Consider the following 17,756-nt stretch of genomic DNA (forward strand, 5'->3'; position numbering starts at 1 on the left):
TATTAGCATTTAATATGGAAATGAACAAACGTTCTTTTTGGAAAAATATTGCGTTTTCGGGATATTGAGGTGAAGCCGGTATGCTTTTTTACGAGAGAGTGAAACAAAATAAAGCTGTTCTCCTGCAAAAATGGGTTGACAAATATTATGCCGCCTATCCTTTGGGCAGCACGGGCTTTGTGCGCACCAGCACGGACAGGTTTAAAAATCCCATCGGAATTATCACGCAAACCAGTCTGAATACGTTATATGATGCGGCGATCGGTGAGGATATCGAACTTGCCGGCGTGCATAATGCTCTCAATGAACTCATTAAACTTCGTGCCATTCAGGAAATGCCCGCGTCAAGGGCCGTGGGTCCTATGGCGCAGCTTAAAACCCTGTTTAAAGAAGAAGTATTTGACGTACTCGTCAAAGAAAATAAAGACTCGAAAGTTTTACAGGAAATTTTTGAGGAATTTTTCATGGTGGCGGCCCGTATTGACGGTCTTTTGCTGGTGTCTTTGGATTTATATGCCGAGGATAGGGAAAGGGTGTACAATTTGCGGGTTGAGGAAATACATCGCAGTCAATCTCAGGTTGTTCGCTGGGCCAAACTGCGGGAGGAAAAAATGTCAACTAACCACAACAACTCTGAGGAGTAATGGAATGGCTATTGCATTAGCAGCAATTTTAATCATTCTTGCCATTGCTTGGGGTGGAGCTTTGATAGGATTGAAATATGTGCTTGGTGTTGTTTTGCCGATGCTCGCACTTATTGTTTTTATCATTGGCTTTATCATGCGATTGGTGTATTGGGCTAAATCACCCGTGCCTTTTGCGATTCCAACTACCGGCGGACAAGAAAAATCTCTTGACTGGATTAAGCCTGCCCGTCTTGATACCCCGACGTCAACAATGGGGCTTATCGGACGCATGGCTTTGGAAATCTTTGCCTTTAGATCCCTTTTCAGGAATACAAGGGCTGTTCGTACCGATGATAACGGCACACCGCGTATCACGTATTATTCTTCCAAATGGTTATGGCTTTTTGCTTTGCTTTTCCATTACAGTATGCTTGTCATTATCATTCGTCATGCGCGCTTTATCCTTGAGCCGGTTCCGTTCTGCATTAATGCCGTGGAATTTCTGGACGGGCTTTTCCAGGTCGGAACGCCTCGCTTTTTCATTTCAAACGCATTGATTCTTGCAGGTTTGGGATTTTTGTTGCTTCGTCGTTTGTGCAATGAAAGACTTCGTTATCTTTCTCTGCCCGCTGACTATTTTGCGCTTTTCCTTCTGCTTGCGGTTGTTTGTTCCGGTATCTGCATGCGTTATATCGACAAGGTCGATATCGCGATGGTGAAAGTCGTGCTTATGGGACTTGCCACATTCAATTTCCCAAGCATGGAACAACTGGCGCAAATCGGACCGATCTTTTTTATCCACGTTACTTTTGTAAGCGTGCTTTTGATTTACTTCCCATTCTCAAAACTTATGCATATGGGCGGTATTTTCTTCTCCCCGACACGTAATCTCAAATGTAATACTCGTGAAGTGCGCCACATAAACCCATGGAATCCTCCTAAGAAATTCCATACTTATGCGGCTTATGAAGATGATTTCCGTGAACTTATGGTTGAAGCTGGACTTCCGGTTGATAAGCCTCTTGAAGAAAAAGCAGACGAACCCGAAGTTGACGGGCAAAACGAAAAAGCACCAGCTTAAGGAGATAGAATATGGCAAAAATGCCTACCTCTGATCAGCTTTTGGCTCAAACGCCTACTAGCTTTCCCGACAAAGGCTGGATGGACATTAAAGCTGAATTTATCCCCGGTCGTTATCCTTACCCGGCTAAAGCTGAAACAATGGAAAAAATGGGCTTTGTCAATGCCCATACTTGGGCTCCTGAGGATGAGGACTGGAATCTTCCTGAAAATTGGGAAGAAATTTTGTATGATGGTTTGAAAGAGCGCCTTGAAAAACACCGTTCTTTAAAAGTATTTATGGATACCTGCGTTCGCTGCGGTGCTTGTGCGGATAAATGTCACTTCTTCCTCGGCACGAACGACCCTAAGAATATGCCGGTGCTCCGTGCGGAGCTTTTGCGTTCCATTTACCGCAAGGATTTCACGTTAGCGGGTAAAATCCTCGGCAAATATGCCGGTGCGCGTTCCGTGAACAAAGACGTTGTGAAAGAGCTTTTCTCTTATGCTTACCAATGTACGGAATGCCGCCGTTGTTCATTGTTCTGCCCTTACGGTATCGACACGGCTGAAATCACGGCTATCGTCCGCGAACTTTTATACGATCTCGGACTCGGTATCAACTGGGTTATGGAGCCTGTCGCAAACTGTAACCGTACCGGCAACCACTTGGGCATTCAACCCCATGCGTTTAAAGAAATCGTGGAATTTTTGTGCGATGATATCGAAACCGTCACCGGTATCCGTATCAATCCTCCTTTCAACGAAAAAGGCCATGAAGTTCTTTTCATCACCCCTTCCGGTGACGTATTCGCCGACCCCGGTATTTATACGTTCATGGGATACCTCATGCTCTTCCATGAAATTGGGCTTGACTACACCTTGTCAACGTACGCTTCCGAGGGCGGTAACTTCGGTTCTTTCGTGTCTTTCGACATGGCGAAGAAACTCAACGCAAAAATGTATCATGAAGCGGAACGCCTCGGCGCAAAATGGATCTTAGGCGGAGAATGCGGTCATATGTGGCGTGTTATCAACCAATATATGGCTACCTATAACGGTCCTACCCCTCCGAATATGGAAACGCCGGTTTCTCCCATCACCGGAACTGTTTTTGAAAATGCGAAAGCAACAAAAATGGTGCATATCGTCGAGTTCACTGCCGACCTTATCAAACACAACAAATTGAATTTGCGTCCTGAACGGAACGATCATCTCATCACGACATGGCACGACTCCTGTAACCCTTCCCGCGCCATGGGCTGCTTTGAAGAACCCCGCTCCATTCTTAAGGCGGTATGCAATAACTTCTTCGAAATGCCCGAACATACCATCCGTGAAGAAACATTCTGCTGCGGTTCAGGTTCCGGTCTGAACTCCGAAGAAGTCATGGATTTGCGTATGCGCGGCGGACTTCCGAGAGCAAATGCCGTGCGCTGGGTTGCCGATCATCATGATGTGAACCGTGTCGCCTGCATGTGCGCGCTTGACCGTGCTATTTTGCCTCCTCTCATGAATTATTGGGTTCCAGGGGTTGATGTCAGCGGACTTCATGAATTGGTAGCGAACGCTCTTGTCATGAAAGACGAAACACAGCCGCGTACCATGGACCTTCGCCAGGAAGATTTGGAATTTCCCGATCCGGAACCGGAAGAGGAAATCGATGAAAGCCAAGCAGGCGAAGAACAAGAAAATGGAGGAGATGAATAATGTATAATTCAAAATATGTTATTGCGGGCATTATCCTCTTTGTTGCGATTTTTACCAGTCCGTTCTGGCTCAATATCTTCTCTGCGAAATATGATTACCCCGAGCTTGCGAAACCTGTCGGAAAAAACGGGGAAACTCTTGAATGTGTCGAACCGAAAGAATGGATGCGCGCCAACCATATGTCACTTCTCATCGAATGGCGTGATAAAGCCCTTCGTGAAGAAAAACGTGTCTATGTTTCCAGCACAGGTAAAGAATGGGAAACAAGCTTGCAGAAAACTTGTTTGGCTTGCCATACTGATTACGATAATTTTTGCAAAAAGTGTCACGACCAAAACGCTGTTGAGCCTTATTGTTGGGATTGTCACATTCAGCCTCAGGGGAATAAATAATGAATGCTAATAGACGTTACTTTTTGAAAGTTGCGGGTCTTTCCACTTTTGCCCTTGCGGCGGGTGTCGGCGCAAGCGCAGCAAAAGCCGTGACTGCAGCTAAAGAAGCAGGTGACGGTTCTTACAAAGTATCTGAACAAGCTGTGCACGGCAAACGTTTTGCCATGGTCATTGATACTCGTAAGTTTGAAACCGAAGAAGACATGCTGCCGATTATCGAGGCATGCCATAAGTTCCATAATGTTCCGAAAATTGACGGAGCAAAGGAAATCAAGTGGATTTGGCACGACTCTTTCCACCATGCTTTTGTTGACGATACTTCACCTCTTATTCCTGACGAAGTGAAAAGCCGTCCTTATTTCATGCTTTGCAACCACTGCACAAACCCAAGCTGCGTGCGTGTCTGCCCTACGAAAGCGACTTATCTTACCTCTCAAAACCTTGTCGCTATCGATTATCACCGCTGCGTAGGCTGCCGTTTCTGCATGGCTGCCTGTCCTTATGGTTCACGTTCATTCAACTTTACTGACCCCCGTCAGTACATCAAGCCGGAAGATTTGAATTACGAATATCCTTCCCGGATGCGCGGTGTCGTTGAAAAATGCACGTTTTGTGCGGAACGTCTGGAACTTGGAAAGCTCCCTCTTTGTGTAGAAGCCTCCAATGGCGCCATTTTGTTTGGTGATTTGAACGATCCTGAGTCTGATGTCCGTCAAGCATTGGCTGAAAACTTTACTATACGCCGCAAACCAGCTCTCGGTACCGATCCCGGCGTGTATTATATTATTTAGGAGGCATATATGCTTGAGAAAGTATTGAAAGGTTCACCTAAATACTATATGTGGCTCGGCTTCTTGCTTACGATAATCGCCGTCGCCGCTTGTGTGTACGTGTATCAGCTCATGTACGGGCTTGGTATCACAGGTCTTACAAGAGATTCCTCCTGGGGATTTTATATTGCGCAGTTCACGTATCTGGTCGGGGTTGCGGCGTCTGCCGTCATGCTCGTTCTTCCTGCGTATTTCCACCATTATGTGAAGTTTAAGCGTGTCATCATCTTTGGTGAGTTTCTCGCCATCGGTGCCGTTATCATGTGCATGCTTTTCATTGTTGTGGATATGGGACAGCCGCACCGCGTATTGAACGTTATCCTGCATCCGACACCGGGTTCCGTCCTTTTTTGGGACGCAACCGTTTTGTCAGGCTATTTGGTGCTTAATGCCGTAATCGGCTGGACGACCTTGGAAGCGGAAAAAGTTGGCATGGCTCCTCCGAAATGGATTAAATACCTTGTTTATCTTTCCATTATTTGGGCTTTTTCCATTCACACCGTTACCGCTTTCCTTTACGCCGGTTTGCCGGGACGTCATTTTTGGCTGACCGCTATTTTGGCGGCTCGCTTCTTGTCCTCCGCATTCTGTTCAGGTCCTGCGATTTTGCTTCTTTTGATCATGCTCTTGAAGAAAGTCGCCGGTTTCGACTGCGGTAAATCTGTCATAAAAACACTGACCCTCATCATTACCTATGCAATGTGTCTGAACGTGTTCTTTTTCTGTTTGGAACTCTTTACGGCATTTTACAGCGGTATTCCGGGCCATCAGCTCCCAATCCAATATCTTTTCGGTTTCGGGCATGCAGAAGGCGCTTGGATCGGACCTTGGATGTGGGTTGCCGCAACGCTTGCCATTGTTTCAGTAATCCTTTTGGTTGTTCCAAGTTTCAGGGAAAATCATAATTTGCTCCCATGGACTTTGGTTCTTCTTGTCATTGCGACATGGATCGATAAGGGCTTAGGACTTCTTATCGGCGGTTTCAACCCGACTCCGTTCGAGTATTTCACCGTATACACGCCGACTTTTGCCGAAGTCACCATTTCCTGCGGTATTTTTGCCGTCGGTGCGTTGGTGGTTTCCATCCTTTGGAAGATTGCTCTTGATGTCAAGAAAGAAGCTCGCAGCTTTGATTTGCCGGCAGGCGAATAATGAATTGAAAGAGGCTCTGAAAAGAGCCTCTTTTTTTATTTGTTGACAACTATGTGAAAATATGCAATTTTTCTTGTAAGCAAAATTTAGGAGGAAATATGGCAAAAGAAGAAGCCATTGAAATTTACGGTGTTGTTGAAGAAGCATTGCCAAATGCGATGTTTAGAGTGCAATTGGAAAACGGGCATGAAATCTTGGCTCATATTTCCGGAAAAATGCGTAAATTTTATATCCGTATCCTCCCGGGCGATAAGGTTAAAGTTGAGTTGTCTCCTTATGATCTCACTCGCGGAAGAATTACCTATCGTGATAAATAATCCGAGGCTCGCAGGAGCCTTTTTTTATGATGAAATACCGTTACCGCGAACCTAAAAGACTGCCGCAGGCAAGACGGAGCAGCGTATTGTATTTGCAGCTTGCGCCAAGCCATATGGCGATGTTCCGGTTTTTGCTTGAAGCGTATGATAATGTCGCCATGTTTACGGTTTTGGAACCGAAACAAACGCTGTTGAAATTGATATATTCCCCTCATGATGAAAACTATGTGCATGAAATTTTGGCTTCCATGCAAAGTAAGGTTCCGTTTAACGTGCTGCGGATTTTTGATGAAGATTTGAATTGCTGCGGAAGCAAAGAACATTGAAAATTTAAATGGGCAGGAATGTATGAGGCATGCGGCGTGCCGTCGCCGTATTCATTCTTCGTTTTTGGAACAACTAAGATTTATTTTATTTATAAAATCAAACAGATAAAGAAAAAATAAAAAAAGATTGAAAAAATGAAAATTTTTTCTTGACAGGTTGGGTAAGATGGTGCATAAATACACCTCGCGACAACGGAAAACGTAATTTGTTTTTTGAAGTTGCTTATGGCCGATACCATGCAGGTTGGCCGAAGAATGGTTCCGGCGGCGGGAGTCGGTTGGGACGGGTCATTGACAATTGAAGAGCGAAATGGAATATAATAAAGAGCTTTGAGTTCAATTGTTTGAATTATTGTAATTCAGACGGAATCATATTTTTTAACTGGAGAGTTTGATTCTGGCTCAGATTGAACGCTGGCGGCGTGCCTTACACATGCAAGTCGAACGTGAAAGTACCTTCGGGTATGAGTAAAGTGGCGCACGGGTGAGTAACGCGTGGATAATCTACCGGGAAGTTCGGAATAACAGCTGGAAACGGTTGCTAATACCGGATACACTACATATAAACGTATGTGGGAAAGACGGCCTCTGCATATGCTGTTGCTTTCCGATGAGTCCGCGTACCATTAGCTAGTTGGTGGGGTAAAGGCCTACCAAGGCGACGATGGTTAACTGGTCTGAGAGGATGATCAGTCACACTGGAACTGGAACACGGTCCAGACTCCTACGGGAGGCAGCAGTGGGGAATATTGCGCAATGGGCGAAAGCCTGACGCAGCGACGCCGCGTGAGGGATGAAGGTCTTCGGATCGTAAACCTCTGTCAGCAGGGAAGAACGGTCACTGTGCTAATCAGCAGTGAATTGACGGTACCTGCAAAGGAAGCACCGGCTAACTCCGTGCCAGCAGCCGCGGTAATACGGAGGGTGCGAGCGTTAATCGGAATTACTGGGCGTAAAGCGCTCGTAGGCGGTATGTCAAGTCAAGGGTGAAATCCCCGCGCTCAACGTGGGAACTGCCTTTGAAACTGGCAAACTGGAGTGTGTGAGAGGATAGTGGAATTCCAGGTGTAGGAGTGAAATCCGTAGATATCTGGAGGAACATCAGTGGCGAAGGCGACTATCTGGCACATAACTGACGCTGAGGAGCGAAAGCGTGGGTAGCAAACAGGATTAGATACCCTGGTAGTCCACGCTGTAAACGATGGATACTAGGTGCAGGGGAGTATTTTTCTGTGCCGTAGCTAACGCGTTAAGTATCCCGCCTGGGGAGTACGGTCGCAAGGCTGAAACTCAAAGAAATTGACGGGGGCCCGCACAAGCGGTGGAGTATGTGGTTTAATTCGATGCAACGCGAAGAACCTTACCCAGGCTTGACATCTAGGGAACCTAACAGAGATGTTGGGGTGCTCTTCGGAGAACCCTAAGACAGGTGCTGCATGGCTGTCGTCAGCTCGTGCCGTGAGGTGTTGGGTTAAGTCCCGCAACGAGCGCAACCCCTGTCCTTAGTTGCCAGCAGGTGAAGCTGGGCACTCTAGGGAGACCGCTTCGGTTAACGGAGAGGAAGGTGGGGACGACGTCAAGTCATCATGGCCCTTACGCCTGGGGCTACACACGTACTACAATGGTGCATACAAAGGGTTGCGAAACCGCGAGGTCAGGCTAATCCCAAAAAATGCATCTCAGTTCGGATTGGAGTCTGCAACTCGACTCCATGAAGTCGGAATCGCTAGTAATTCCAGATCAGCATGCTGGGGTGAATGCGTTCCCGGGCCTTGTACACACCGCCCGTCACACCACGAAAGTTGGTTTTACCCGAAGCCGATGAGCTAACAGCAATGAGGCAATCGTCTACGGTAGGCCCGATGATTGGGGTGAAGTCGTAACAAGGTAGCCGTAGGGGAACCTGCGGCTGGATCACCTCCTTTAAGAGCATTCCATTCGTTCTTCAATTACGATACGCAAGGGTATCTTTGCGGATTGTATGAAACCTTACAGAACAGACCACACGTGAAAGCTGTAGGGTGCTTTAGCAAGGGCAAGTTATTTTGTCATTCAAGATAATTTGTAGGTTAAGGCAAGCTTTTGTGAAGCTGTTTTTGTTTTAGACAAGGAAGTTGAGTTTATCTCGAGGGAGTGTATCAAGACATACATGACCGAGAGAGAAACGAGACTGACGCGGTATAAGACAAAAAAAGCGAGCAAAAAAGGGCCTGTAGCTCAGGTGGTTAGAGCGCACGCCTGATAAGCGTGAGGTCGAAAGTTCAAGTCTTTCCAGGCCCACCACAAATCGGGGGCGTAGCTCAGCTGGGAGAGCATCTGCTTTGCACGCAGAGGGTCGGGGGTTCGATTCCCTTCGCCTCCACCATTGAAACAAGTTTGGCAGAAGGAATAAGTAGCCTTATTATTTTTATCCGAATTTGTTTCGGCAGTAACGCAAGTTACGGTTCTTTGACAATTGAACAGAAAAAGAAGAAGACAAGTTTTTTTGAGACAAGTTATTAAGAGCAACGGGCGGATGCCTTGGCGCTGGAAGGCGATGAAAGACGTGATAAGCTGCGATAAGCGTCGGTGAGGAGCTAAATATCCATTGACCCGGCGATTTCTGAATGGGGAAACCCAGCCGGAGTAATGTCCGGCTGCCGCAACATGAATGAATAGTGTTGCAGGAGCTAACCTAGGGAAGTGAAACATCTCAGTACCTAGAGGAAAAGAAATCAAACGAGACTCCCAAAGTAGCGGCGAGCGAAATGGGAAGAGGCCAAACCTGTAGGATTCGTCCTATGGGGGTTGTAGGGCTGACAGAGGCAATCATTGAGTAGGTAGAAGAAGCTGGCTGGAAAGCCACACCATAGGGGGTGAAAGTCCCGTATTTGAAGCCGAAAGGGGTGCAGTCAGTCCCTGAGTACTGCGAGGCACGTGAAACCTCGTGGGAATCAAGGAGGACCATCTTCTAAGCCTAAGTACTAACCAGCGACCGATAGTGAACCAGTACCGTGAGGGAAAGGTGAAAAGAACTCCAGTAAGGAGAGTGAAATAGAATCTGAAACCTGTTGCTTACAAGCTCTGGGAGCAATTTTACGATTGTGACCAGGTGCCTTTTGCATAATGAGTCAGCGAGTTAATCTGTACAGCGAGGTTAAGCGTAAGCGGAGCCGTAGGGAAACCGAGTCTGATAAGGGCGGATGAGTTGTGCGGATTAGACCCGAAACCGGGTGATCTATCCATGAGCAGGTTGAAGCAAGGGTAAAGCCTTGTGGAGGACCGAACAGTCAACGGCTGAAAACGTTTCTGATGACTTGTGGATAGGGGTGAAAGGCCAATCAAACCCGGTGATAGCTGGTTCTCCCCGAAATATATTGAGGTATAGCCTCAAGGATTTTCTAACGGAGGTAAAGCACTGAAAAGGCTAGGGGTCCTACCAGATTACCAAACCTTATCAAACTCAGAATACCGTATAGAATTACCTTGGGAGTCAGACAGCGGGTGCTAAGGTCCGTTGTCGAGAGGGTAAGAGCCCAGATCAACAGCTAAGGTCTCCAAATACATACTCAGTGGTCAAGGTGGTGGGGTTGTTCAGACAGCCAGGACGTTGGCTTAGAAGCAGCCATCGTTTAAAGAAAGCGTAATAGCTCACTGGTCTAATGACTCTGCGCCGAAAATGTAACGGGGCTAAGTATGTTACCGAAGCTTTGAATTGCACGCAAGTGTTCTGGTAGGGGAGCGTTCTCTGACAGGCTGAAGGTGTGCCGTAAGGCATGCTGGACGAGAGAGAAGTGATTATGCTGACATGAGTAACGATAAAATAGGTGAAAAACCTATTCGCCGAAAACCCAAGGTTTTCCGGGTAAAGTTAATCTTCCCGGAGTTAGTCGGCCCCTAAGGCGAGAGCGAGAGCTGTAGCTGATGGGAAACGGGTTAATATTCCCGTACTTTTATGATTGTGCGATGGAGGGACGCAGAAAGATAGGCTATCCGGCTGTTGGATGCCGGTGCAAGTGTGTAGGAGCAGGATACAGGCAAATCCGTATCCCGGGTCTGAGACACGAGTCCGTGAGCGTATGCTCTGAAGTAGTTGAGTCTATGCTGCCAAGAAAATCTCCTAAGTTTAGGTCATAGAAACCGTACTGCAAACCAACTCAGGTGGGTGGGATGAATAATCCAAGGCGCTCGAGAGAATTCTGGCCAAGGAACTCGGCAAAATAACCCCGTAACTTCGGAAGAAGGGGTGCTCTTTATTGTGTAGTTTTTTTCTGACGAAGCATTGAAGAGCCGCAGTGAATTGGTGGTGGCGACTGTTTACTAAAAACATAGGTCTGTGCGAAGTCGCAAGACGATGTATACGGACTGACGCCTGCCCGGTGCTGGAAGGTTAAAAGGAGGGGTCAGCGCAAGCGAAGCTCCGAATTGAAGCCCCAGTAAACGGCGGCCGTAACTATAACGGTCCTAAGGTAGCGAAATTCCTTGTCGGGTAAGTTCCGACCTGCACGAATGGCGTAACGATCTCCACACTGTCTCGGCCAGAAACTCGGTGAAATTGAAGTCGCGGTGAAAATGCCGTGTACCCGCAGAAAGACGGAAAGACCCTGTGCACCTTTACTATAGCTTGACATTGGATTTTGGGCCTACATGTGTAGGATAGGTGGGAGACATTGAAGTATGTACGCCAGTATGTATGGAGTCATCCTTGAAATACCACCCTTGTATGTCTAAGGTCCTAACGTGATGCCGTGATCCGGCTCACAGACAGTGTCTGGTGGGTAGTTTGACTGGGGCGGTCGCCTCCTAAAGAGTAACGGAGGCATACAAAGGTTCCCTCAGGCTGTTTGGAAATCAGCCGTCGAGTGCAAACGCATAAGGGAGCTTGACTGTAAGAGAGACATCTCGAACAGATACGAAAGTAGGTGTTAGTGATCCGGTGGTCCCGTATGGAAGGGCCATCGCTCATTGGATAAAAGGTACGCCGGGGATAACAGGCTGATCGCATCCAAGAGTTCATATCGACGATGCGGTTTGGCACCTCGATGTCGGCTCATCACATCCTGGGGCTGAAGCAGGTCCCAAGGGTACGGCTGTTCGCCGTTTAAAGTGGTACGCGAGCTGGGTTTAAAACGTCGTGAGACAGTTTGGTCCCTATCTTCTGTGGGCGTAGGAAAATTGAAAGGGCCTGTTCCTAGTACGAGAGGACCGGAATGGACGCACCCCTGGTGGACCTGTTGTCGTGCCAACGGCACAGCAGGGTAGCTATGTGCGGAAGGGATAACCGCTGAAAGCATCTAAGCGGGAAGCCTGCCTTAAGATAAGTTTTCCCTGAAGGACCGATGCAGACTACATCGTTGATAGGCCGGAGGTGTAAGCATAGCGATATGTTCAGCTGACCGGTACTAATAGTCCGTTCGTCTTGTTTCTCAAAAACTTTTCTTCTTTTTCTGTCAATTATATATTTTGCTCGCCGCACGGCTTGAGCATCAAATTTGGTTTAGTGTCCATAGAGAAGAGGGTATACCCGACCCCATTCCGAACTCGGAAGTCAAGCTCTTCTTCGCCGATGATACTGCAGTCTTTATTGTGGGAAAGTAGGACGATGCTAAACCTTTTTTTATTTAATTCCTTTCCCCCAACCGCCTGCATAAAAAAGCAGGCGGCTTTAAATGATTTATCCCATATAGCTTGGTGTACTTGTTATTTTTCTAACGCCTCCGTCAAAAACACAGAGGCGGTTGTTTAATCTCTTGCAAATCTCCCTGAATAGCTCTTCATAATGAAATCACAAGAACGTAACAACATCCAAGATGTTGTAACTGCCTCATATCATAGTTTTATTTTTGATGAAAAGAAATACTTTCAGATTGATTCGTATGGCAAATCTAACAGAAAAAATCCAGATAAGGTTAGTCAAACCATACAATTCGACAAAGAGTTTGCAGAAAAGATTGTAACATTACTAAAACAAGAGTTCCAAATTTAATTTATTGAATTTATTTATTAAATTTTTGCTGGCGCTACTATACACGCTTTGTATAACAGAGCGTATTTAATTTATTTTTATTTTCTAAACGCCTGTATAAAGCATATACAGGCGTTTTTTTATTGTGTAACATGTTGGAATTGTTTTATTCTCACTCTTTTATTCTTTCTCTTGGGAGGAATTATTCCCCTCACTCCCTCATTCGCATACAGTTATGGACAATGCCCATAACTGGCTGGTTTTCCATAATCTTAGAACAGTTTCATATGATATTCATAATGTTATGTAATTTTATGAGCATGTAGAGATTATCATAAAAAGTTTTGTAAAAAGGTGCAGGGGAAGAAAATTTTTCGCTTTAGCCGTCAGCGGACTTGTAAGTTTTGCGCCAGCTGTTAGTGAGTTTACGAGCTTTACGGATAGCGATAGCAGAGATACAGATGAAGACAGAAGAGATAGCACTTTTTCCCCTGCATAAAAATTCCTCATGTCAAATAGAAATGCTCCAGAACAGTTCCGATGTGATTGTTTGACAGGTATTATTTTTTGTCCATATCTCGCAGGCTTTTGGTGAGGGATACTTCCCCCAATGGAAAAGCGGGGTATACTTAGGGGGATTGCTCAACTCCCCTTTCAGTTCCTCAAACAGCCTTTTATAACTAAGAGGGATATCTCTATCTTACAGGGAGGTAAGCAACAGGGGGCTATCGTCCCCTAACTCTCTCCTCCTGCACCCCAAGCTTACCCTTATTACACTTTTCCGGCAAAGAGCTGACGCTCCCGCATCTAAAGCGTGAAATGCCGCAAATCAAAGACTATCTGCAATATTACAGAGAACTACAACAGTCGTTCTTTGTGATTAATATTTTTAATTGTATTATATTTTATCTTGTTGGATATGATACGTTACGGATAGAGCGTAACATACTGTTTGTCGTTTGATTTGATTAACGTACTTTGGAACAATATTCCCCACTCAAGCATGAAAATTTTGCTTGCTTTCTTTGCGGGGGAGAGTAAAATATAAAACGTGGAATTGTAATTTTTTCTATAACTTTTGGTTATGGAACAGTCAGTTCGTATTATAGGACTATTTTTAATTTAATTATTATATGTTAATGTGTAATTGATTTAAAAAGGAGATGAAAAAATGAAAAATGTGCTTATTGTTTCAGGGCATAATGATTTAAACAATTCACTTGCCAATACGATTATTCTTGAAAATTTGCAAAATTCGCTGCCGGCGGCGGAATTTGATTTTTTGGATAAATTATATCCTGATTATGAATTTGATGTGAAAAAAGAACAGGAAAAACTGGTAAAAGCCGATATTATTGTTTTGCAGTTTCCTATATTTTGGTACAGCGTGCCGTCTTTAATGAAAAAATGGTTTGAGGATATTTTTATTCATGGCTTTTCCCATGGCTCAACGGGTAAAGCATTAGCCGGCAAAACCCTTATCGCTTCTTTTACGACAGGTTCTCCTGCCGAAGCGTATAAGCACGGCGGTATGCAAAATTATACGCTTGATGAGTTTTTGCCTCCATTGATTCAGCTTGCGGCAATTTCCGGCATGAACTGGGGAGGCTATGTTCATACAGGCGGTGTTTCCTACGCTTCAAGAAATGATGAAGCCGCACAAAAAGAAATAAAAGAAAAATCATTTCAGCACGCGCAGCGGCTAATGGAAAAATTGACTGCGTTGTTTTAATGGGAAAAAGCGCCAACAAGAGTTAGCATGATACGTGTTATGGGTGGTAAAATTTATTCATATCCATTATCAGAAGAATAAATAAACCAGAAGTGTTATGGGTGGCGTTCTGTTTTTTCAAGCAAGAAAAATTTGATGTGTCACAAGCAGATACTCTTGATGTTTGTTTGCTATCGGGCGATTTTCTCGAGTTGTGTCCTTTTCAGCTTAACAGCTGTGTATCGGAAAATTTTTTCTATTGTTTGCCGGGTGGTCGTTCTGCAAAACAGTCCGGCAAAAAGCCAGCCGGTACTATTAAAACTTGAAGTTTTTCAGCGAGCTTTGGGAAAATACAAATAAAATCACGATAGTGTCCTAATTAAAATAACTGATTGAATGGGGATGGGAATATGGGCATTTTCATTGAAAATGAAGGGGGCGAATATGAAAAAATTATACAGCGGCATATTGTTTGGCTTGGCGCTTGCGTTCATTGTTCCGCTGTCTGTTGCTTATGCCGAAGAAGCACGGGACGAAACGGACGCATTCAAAAAAAAGTATCTGACAGTAACGCCTCCGACCGGCTGGGAGATAGAAAAACAATCGAGCGGCGCCGCCGGTTTTATGACCGGAATGCTTGACAGCGGCATTGTTTATGTGCGTACCGGCACCATGTCGGGCGTTGTTATCTGTCCCGTATTCAATCTTGATGAATTATCCGCCGAGTGGAAAGAGGCTGAGCCGGATTCTTTCCGCTCCGGCCGCTGCCTTATTCAAGGCGGCAATGATATGATCCTTATCATGGCTCCTTTGAAAAAGGATAAAAAAGGGCAGAATGGCGCTATGTTCATTATTATGGATGAGGAGGCGTCAGGTGCGGAGAAAATTCTGCAAAATGCCCTGCCTCTGCTGCGTCTTTTCACGCATTTTGATTTATCCGAAGCAATTCTTGAGGGTAAAGTATAAGGGGAATTTTTTTGTTGTGATGTTACAATGGTTTTCTCTGTAATAAAACTGTGATTGCTGCTGTTTTGCCGAATAGTTTTCCGCAATCAGGAATAGTGCTGCCGTCTTTTTATTATTGCTTTTTTCTTGTTTTGATTTGGAATAATCCTTTTTGAGGGCGGAGAGCTTAGCCCATTGCCAAGAAGAACATAAAAGGGAAAAATGCCGTTTTTGCAATAGGTAGTTTATAGGCGGAAGGGGTATCTTCGGTTATCGCAGAAAACTGCTTACAGCACGAAAGCCGCAATCAAAGCCGAGGATGGATTGACGCTTTCCGGGATTTTGAGCATTTCAGCAAAGCATATGCCCGAGTTTTAAAGCGGAAAATGCGCCTGTACGGATGATGATTGCGCAAGCAAACTCAACGGGTGATTGAAACCGGAATATTGCCGGTAAAGAACAATAACAAGCATGTTCCGTTTTCTTTTTTCATTTTTTAATCGTTTTCGATTAATTTTGAAATGGCGACAGCAAGCTCATTATAATGGTCAAAAATAGTTTTTCGTATTTGTTCGGGATTTTTGGTGAAGAAAGAATCCACAACTTTCTTATGTCTTGAGTAAAACGATTGGGGGTTAAAGGATTTTTTCCAGTATTCACGGCATAAGTATTTTGAAATATTGGAAGAAAAACGGCGTGCGTTTTCAATTAATTGTTCATTGGTGCAGCGGGATAAAAGCATATTGTGCAAAAGTTCGTCAAGCTCGGCAAGGTCTGTGATATCGGCGGCTTTTTTGCTTTTGTTTCCCATTTTTTTTAGAATATTGAGCAAATCTTTGTTATCTTCATCGGTCCAATTATCAAGGGACATGATAATTCCCTCTGCTTCCAAAATGGCGGTAAGGGCGTATCCGTCAATAATTTCTTTTGCAGAGAGCACCCGAATGGTTTTTCCTTTTTGCGGTTCGGAAACGATAAGACCGTCTTGGGTGAGAATTTGCAAAGCTTCACGTATCGGCGCTCGGCTGATGTTGAGAAAAGTCGCCAAATCGTTTTCTTTTACAGGGGCGCCGGGGGATAATTTTCCCTCTTGAATCATTTTTCTAATGAATTGACTGACTTGAATCGCATACGTTTGCTTTTTAAAATCCATTTCACACCTTACGTATTTATTTTCGATATATTAAGTTAAAATCCGCGCACATGTCAAGACCAATATTTCTTACATGAATTTGCTTGACATTGAAACTGTAAAAGTATATTTATTAAATGTCGACATTAACATTGTATGAGGTTAGTATGAAAAAAATCATTTCAAGCGATAAAGCCCCTAAAGCGATAGGACCGTATTCACAAGCTGTCCGATCCGGCGGTTTGGTTTTCTTTTCCGGGCAATTAGGTATCAATCCCGAAACAGGAAAACTTGCTGAAGGCGGGGTTAAAGCTCAAGCGGAACAGGCATTGAAAAATATCAGAGCTATTTTGGAAGAGGCTGGAGCCGGTGTTGAGAATGTTGTAAAAACAACGGTGTTTATCACGAAAATGGACGATTTTCAGGAAGTCAATGCGGCATATTCTGCTGTATTCAGCGGGGATTTCCCCGCTCGTTCCTGTGTTGCGGTCCACCAGCTGCCATTGAACGCTTTGGTTGAAATTGAAATTATTGTCGCTTTGTGACAACAGGATTAAATTAAGGAGGACAGCGTATGAATTTAGCGCAATTTCCACGCCGCGGCTATGTTAAGGAAGCAACCCCAATCGAATTTCTGCCGAACTTTTCTAAAGCGCTCGGCGGTAAAGTGAACGTGTATATCAAACGTGACGACTTGTTACCCGGAACAAGCGGCGGCAACAAAACCCGTAAGCTTGATTTCTGCATTGCCGATGCCTTGGCGAAAGGCGCCGATACCATTATCACATGCGGTGCCGTGCAATCCAACCACTGCCGTTTGACTTTGTCCTGGGCTGTGAAAGAAGGACTCGATTGTTATCTTGTGCTTGAAGAACGTGTGAAAAACAGCTATAAGCCCGAAGCTTCCGGCAACAACTTCCTTTTCCGGCTTCTCGGCGTAAAGGGAATTACCGTTGTTCCCGGCGGTTCCGACATGATGGGAGAAATGGGAAAAGTCGCTGAAAAATTGAAAGCGGAAGGCAAAAAGCCTTACATTGTTCCCGGCGGGGCTTCCAATGCCCTTGGCGCGTTGGGCTATGTGGGCTGCATGGAAGAAATCATGCATCAGATGTTCATCCAAGGTCTGACCTTTGACCATATGGTTGTTCCCAGCGGTTCCGCCGGCACGCACGCAGGCATTATCGCCGGCATGATCGGCAACAATATCAATATCCCCGTTACGGGTATCGGCGTAAACCGCCCTAAAGCGGTGCAGCAGGAAGCTGTGCATAAGTTGGCGAACCAAGCCCTTGACCTTATTGGTGTTGAGCAAAGGGTTCCGGCTGATAAAGTCATTGCGTTCGATGATTATGTCGGTCCCGGTTATTCCCTTCCGACGGACGCAATGGTTGAAGCCGTAAAGCTTCTTGCCCGGACCGAAGGTATTTTGCTTGACCCCGTTTATTCCGGCAAGGCGATGTCCGGCCTTATCGACCTTGTACGAAAGGGATATTTCAGGGAAGGGTCCAACATCCTCTTCCTGCATACCGGCGGTTCTCCCGCTTTGTATGCGTATTTGGATTGTTTCGGAAACTAGTTTCAAAAGGGGAATTGTCCCCTTTTGAAAAAGATA

Annotated in this window: 13 protein-coding genes, 2 tRNA genes and 3 rRNA genes; 17 read left to right on the forward strand and 1 reads right to left on the reverse strand. The window is 45.3% G+C overall.

All coding sequences use genetic code 11. The annotated features are described in order from the left end of the window. Positions 1–80 precede the first annotated feature (80 nt). The 15 genes from JBF11_RS08200 to JBF11_RS08270 all read left to right on the forward strand — a co-directional run bounded on the left by JBF11_RS08200 (position 81) and on the right by JBF11_RS08270 (position 15,033). Positions 81–644, forward strand: a complete 564-nt coding sequence (locus JBF11_RS08200) for an RsbRD N-terminal domain-containing protein (RefSeq protein ID WP_334314994.1) — start codon at positions 81–83, stop codon at positions 642–644. Between the two features lie 4 nt (positions 645–648). Continuing rightward, on the forward strand, positions 649–1,707 hold the full coding sequence (gene dsrM / locus JBF11_RS08205) for a sulfate reduction electron transfer complex DsrMKJOP subunit DsrM (RefSeq protein ID WP_334314995.1): 1,059 nt from the start codon (positions 649–651) through the stop codon (positions 1,705–1,707). Between the two features lie 11 nt (positions 1,708–1,718). Then, on the forward strand, positions 1,719–3,395 hold the full coding sequence (gene dsrK / locus JBF11_RS08210) for a sulfate reduction electron transfer complex DsrMKJOP subunit DsrK (RefSeq protein ID WP_334314996.1): 1,677 nt from the start codon (positions 1,719–1,721) through the stop codon (positions 3,393–3,395). Beyond that, a complete protein-coding gene (gene dsrJ / locus JBF11_RS08215; protein ID WP_334314997.1) occupies positions 3,395–3,787 on the forward strand; it encodes a sulfate reduction electron transfer complex DsrMKJOP subunit DsrJ in 393 nt (130 codons plus the stop codon). Before dsrK ends, dsrJ begins: the two co-directional genes overlap by 1 nt. After that, the gene (dsrO, locus tag JBF11_RS08220; protein ID WP_334314998.1) at positions 3,787–4,578 is read left to right on the forward strand and encodes a sulfate reduction electron transfer complex DsrMKJOP subunit DsrO; all 792 of its coding nucleotides are present in this window, start codon (positions 3,787–3,789) and stop codon (positions 4,576–4,578) included. Before dsrJ ends, dsrO begins: the two co-directional genes overlap by 1 nt. Positions 4,579–4,587: 9 nt before the next feature. Continuing rightward, on the forward strand, positions 4,588–5,769 hold the full coding sequence (gene dsrP, locus JBF11_RS08225; RefSeq protein WP_334314999.1) for a sulfate reduction electron transfer complex DsrMKJOP subunit DsrP: 1,182 nt from the start codon (positions 4,588–4,590) through the stop codon (positions 5,767–5,769). A gap of 98 nt (positions 5,770–5,867) precedes the next feature. Then, entirely contained in the window at positions 5,868–6,086 is a 219-nt protein-coding gene (infA, locus tag JBF11_RS08230) for a translation initiation factor IF-1 (RefSeq protein ID WP_334315000.1), read from the forward strand. A gap of 26 nt (positions 6,087–6,112) precedes the next feature. Next, positions 6,113–6,412, forward strand: coding sequence for a DUF4911 domain-containing protein (locus JBF11_RS08235; protein WP_334315001.1), 300 nt, complete (start codon positions 6,113–6,115; stop codon positions 6,410–6,412). 379 nt (positions 6,413–6,791) lie between these two features. Beyond that, a 16S ribosomal RNA gene (locus JBF11_RS08240) occupies positions 6,792–8,337 on the forward strand. 281 nt (positions 8,338–8,618) lie between these two features. Next, positions 8,619–8,695, forward strand: a tRNA-Ile gene (locus tag JBF11_RS08245). Between the two features lie 6 nt (positions 8,696–8,701). Further along, positions 8,702–8,777: transfer RNA gene (locus tag JBF11_RS08250), tRNA-Ala, on the forward strand. Positions 8,778–8,900: 123 nt separating this feature from the next. Next, a 23S ribosomal RNA gene (locus tag JBF11_RS08255) occupies positions 8,901–11,818 on the forward strand. A gap of 69 nt (positions 11,819–11,887) precedes the next feature. Next, positions 11,888–12,002: ribosomal RNA gene (gene rrf, locus JBF11_RS08260) — 5S ribosomal RNA — on the forward strand. Together the 16S, 23S and 5S rRNA genes with 2 tRNA genes alongside form the textbook arrangement of a ribosomal RNA operon. Positions 12,003–13,527: 1,525 nt before the next feature. After that, the gene (locus tag JBF11_RS08265) at positions 13,528–14,088 is read left to right on the forward strand and encodes an NAD(P)H-dependent oxidoreductase (RefSeq protein WP_334315002.1); all 561 of its coding nucleotides are present in this window, start codon (positions 13,528–13,530) and stop codon (positions 14,086–14,088) included. Positions 14,089–14,511: 423 nt separating this feature from the next. Further along, positions 14,512–15,033: a hypothetical protein gene (locus tag JBF11_RS08270; RefSeq protein ID WP_334315003.1), complete on the forward strand. Its 522-nt coding sequence runs from the start codon at positions 14,512–14,514 to the stop codon at positions 15,031–15,033. Between the two features lie 475 nt (positions 15,034–15,508). On the opposite strand, the gene JBF11_RS08275 is transcribed toward JBF11_RS08270, so the two are convergent. Next, positions 15,509–16,165: a GntR family transcriptional regulator gene (locus JBF11_RS08275; RefSeq protein WP_334315004.1), complete on the reverse strand. Its 657-nt coding sequence runs from the start codon at positions 16,163–16,165 to the stop codon at positions 15,509–15,511. 146 nt (positions 16,166–16,311) lie between these two features. Between JBF11_RS08275 and JBF11_RS08280 the strand changes: the two genes are divergently transcribed. Both JBF11_RS08280 and cuyA read left to right on the forward strand, forming a co-directional pair. After that, positions 16,312–16,689, forward strand: a complete 378-nt coding sequence (locus tag JBF11_RS08280; RefSeq protein ID WP_334315005.1) for a RidA family protein — start codon at positions 16,312–16,314, stop codon at positions 16,687–16,689. Between the two features lie 29 nt (positions 16,690–16,718). Beyond that, positions 16,719–17,720, forward strand: a complete 1,002-nt coding sequence (gene cuyA / locus JBF11_RS08285; RefSeq protein ID WP_334315006.1) for a D-cysteate sulfo-lyase — start codon at positions 16,719–16,721, stop codon at positions 17,718–17,720. Positions 17,721–17,756 lie beyond the last annotated feature (36 nt).

It is taken from the genome of Taurinivorans muris, assembly GCF_025232395.1.
Taxonomy (GTDB): Bacteria; Desulfobacterota; Desulfovibrionia; order Desulfovibrionales; family Desulfovibrionaceae; genus Taurinivorans; species Taurinivorans muris.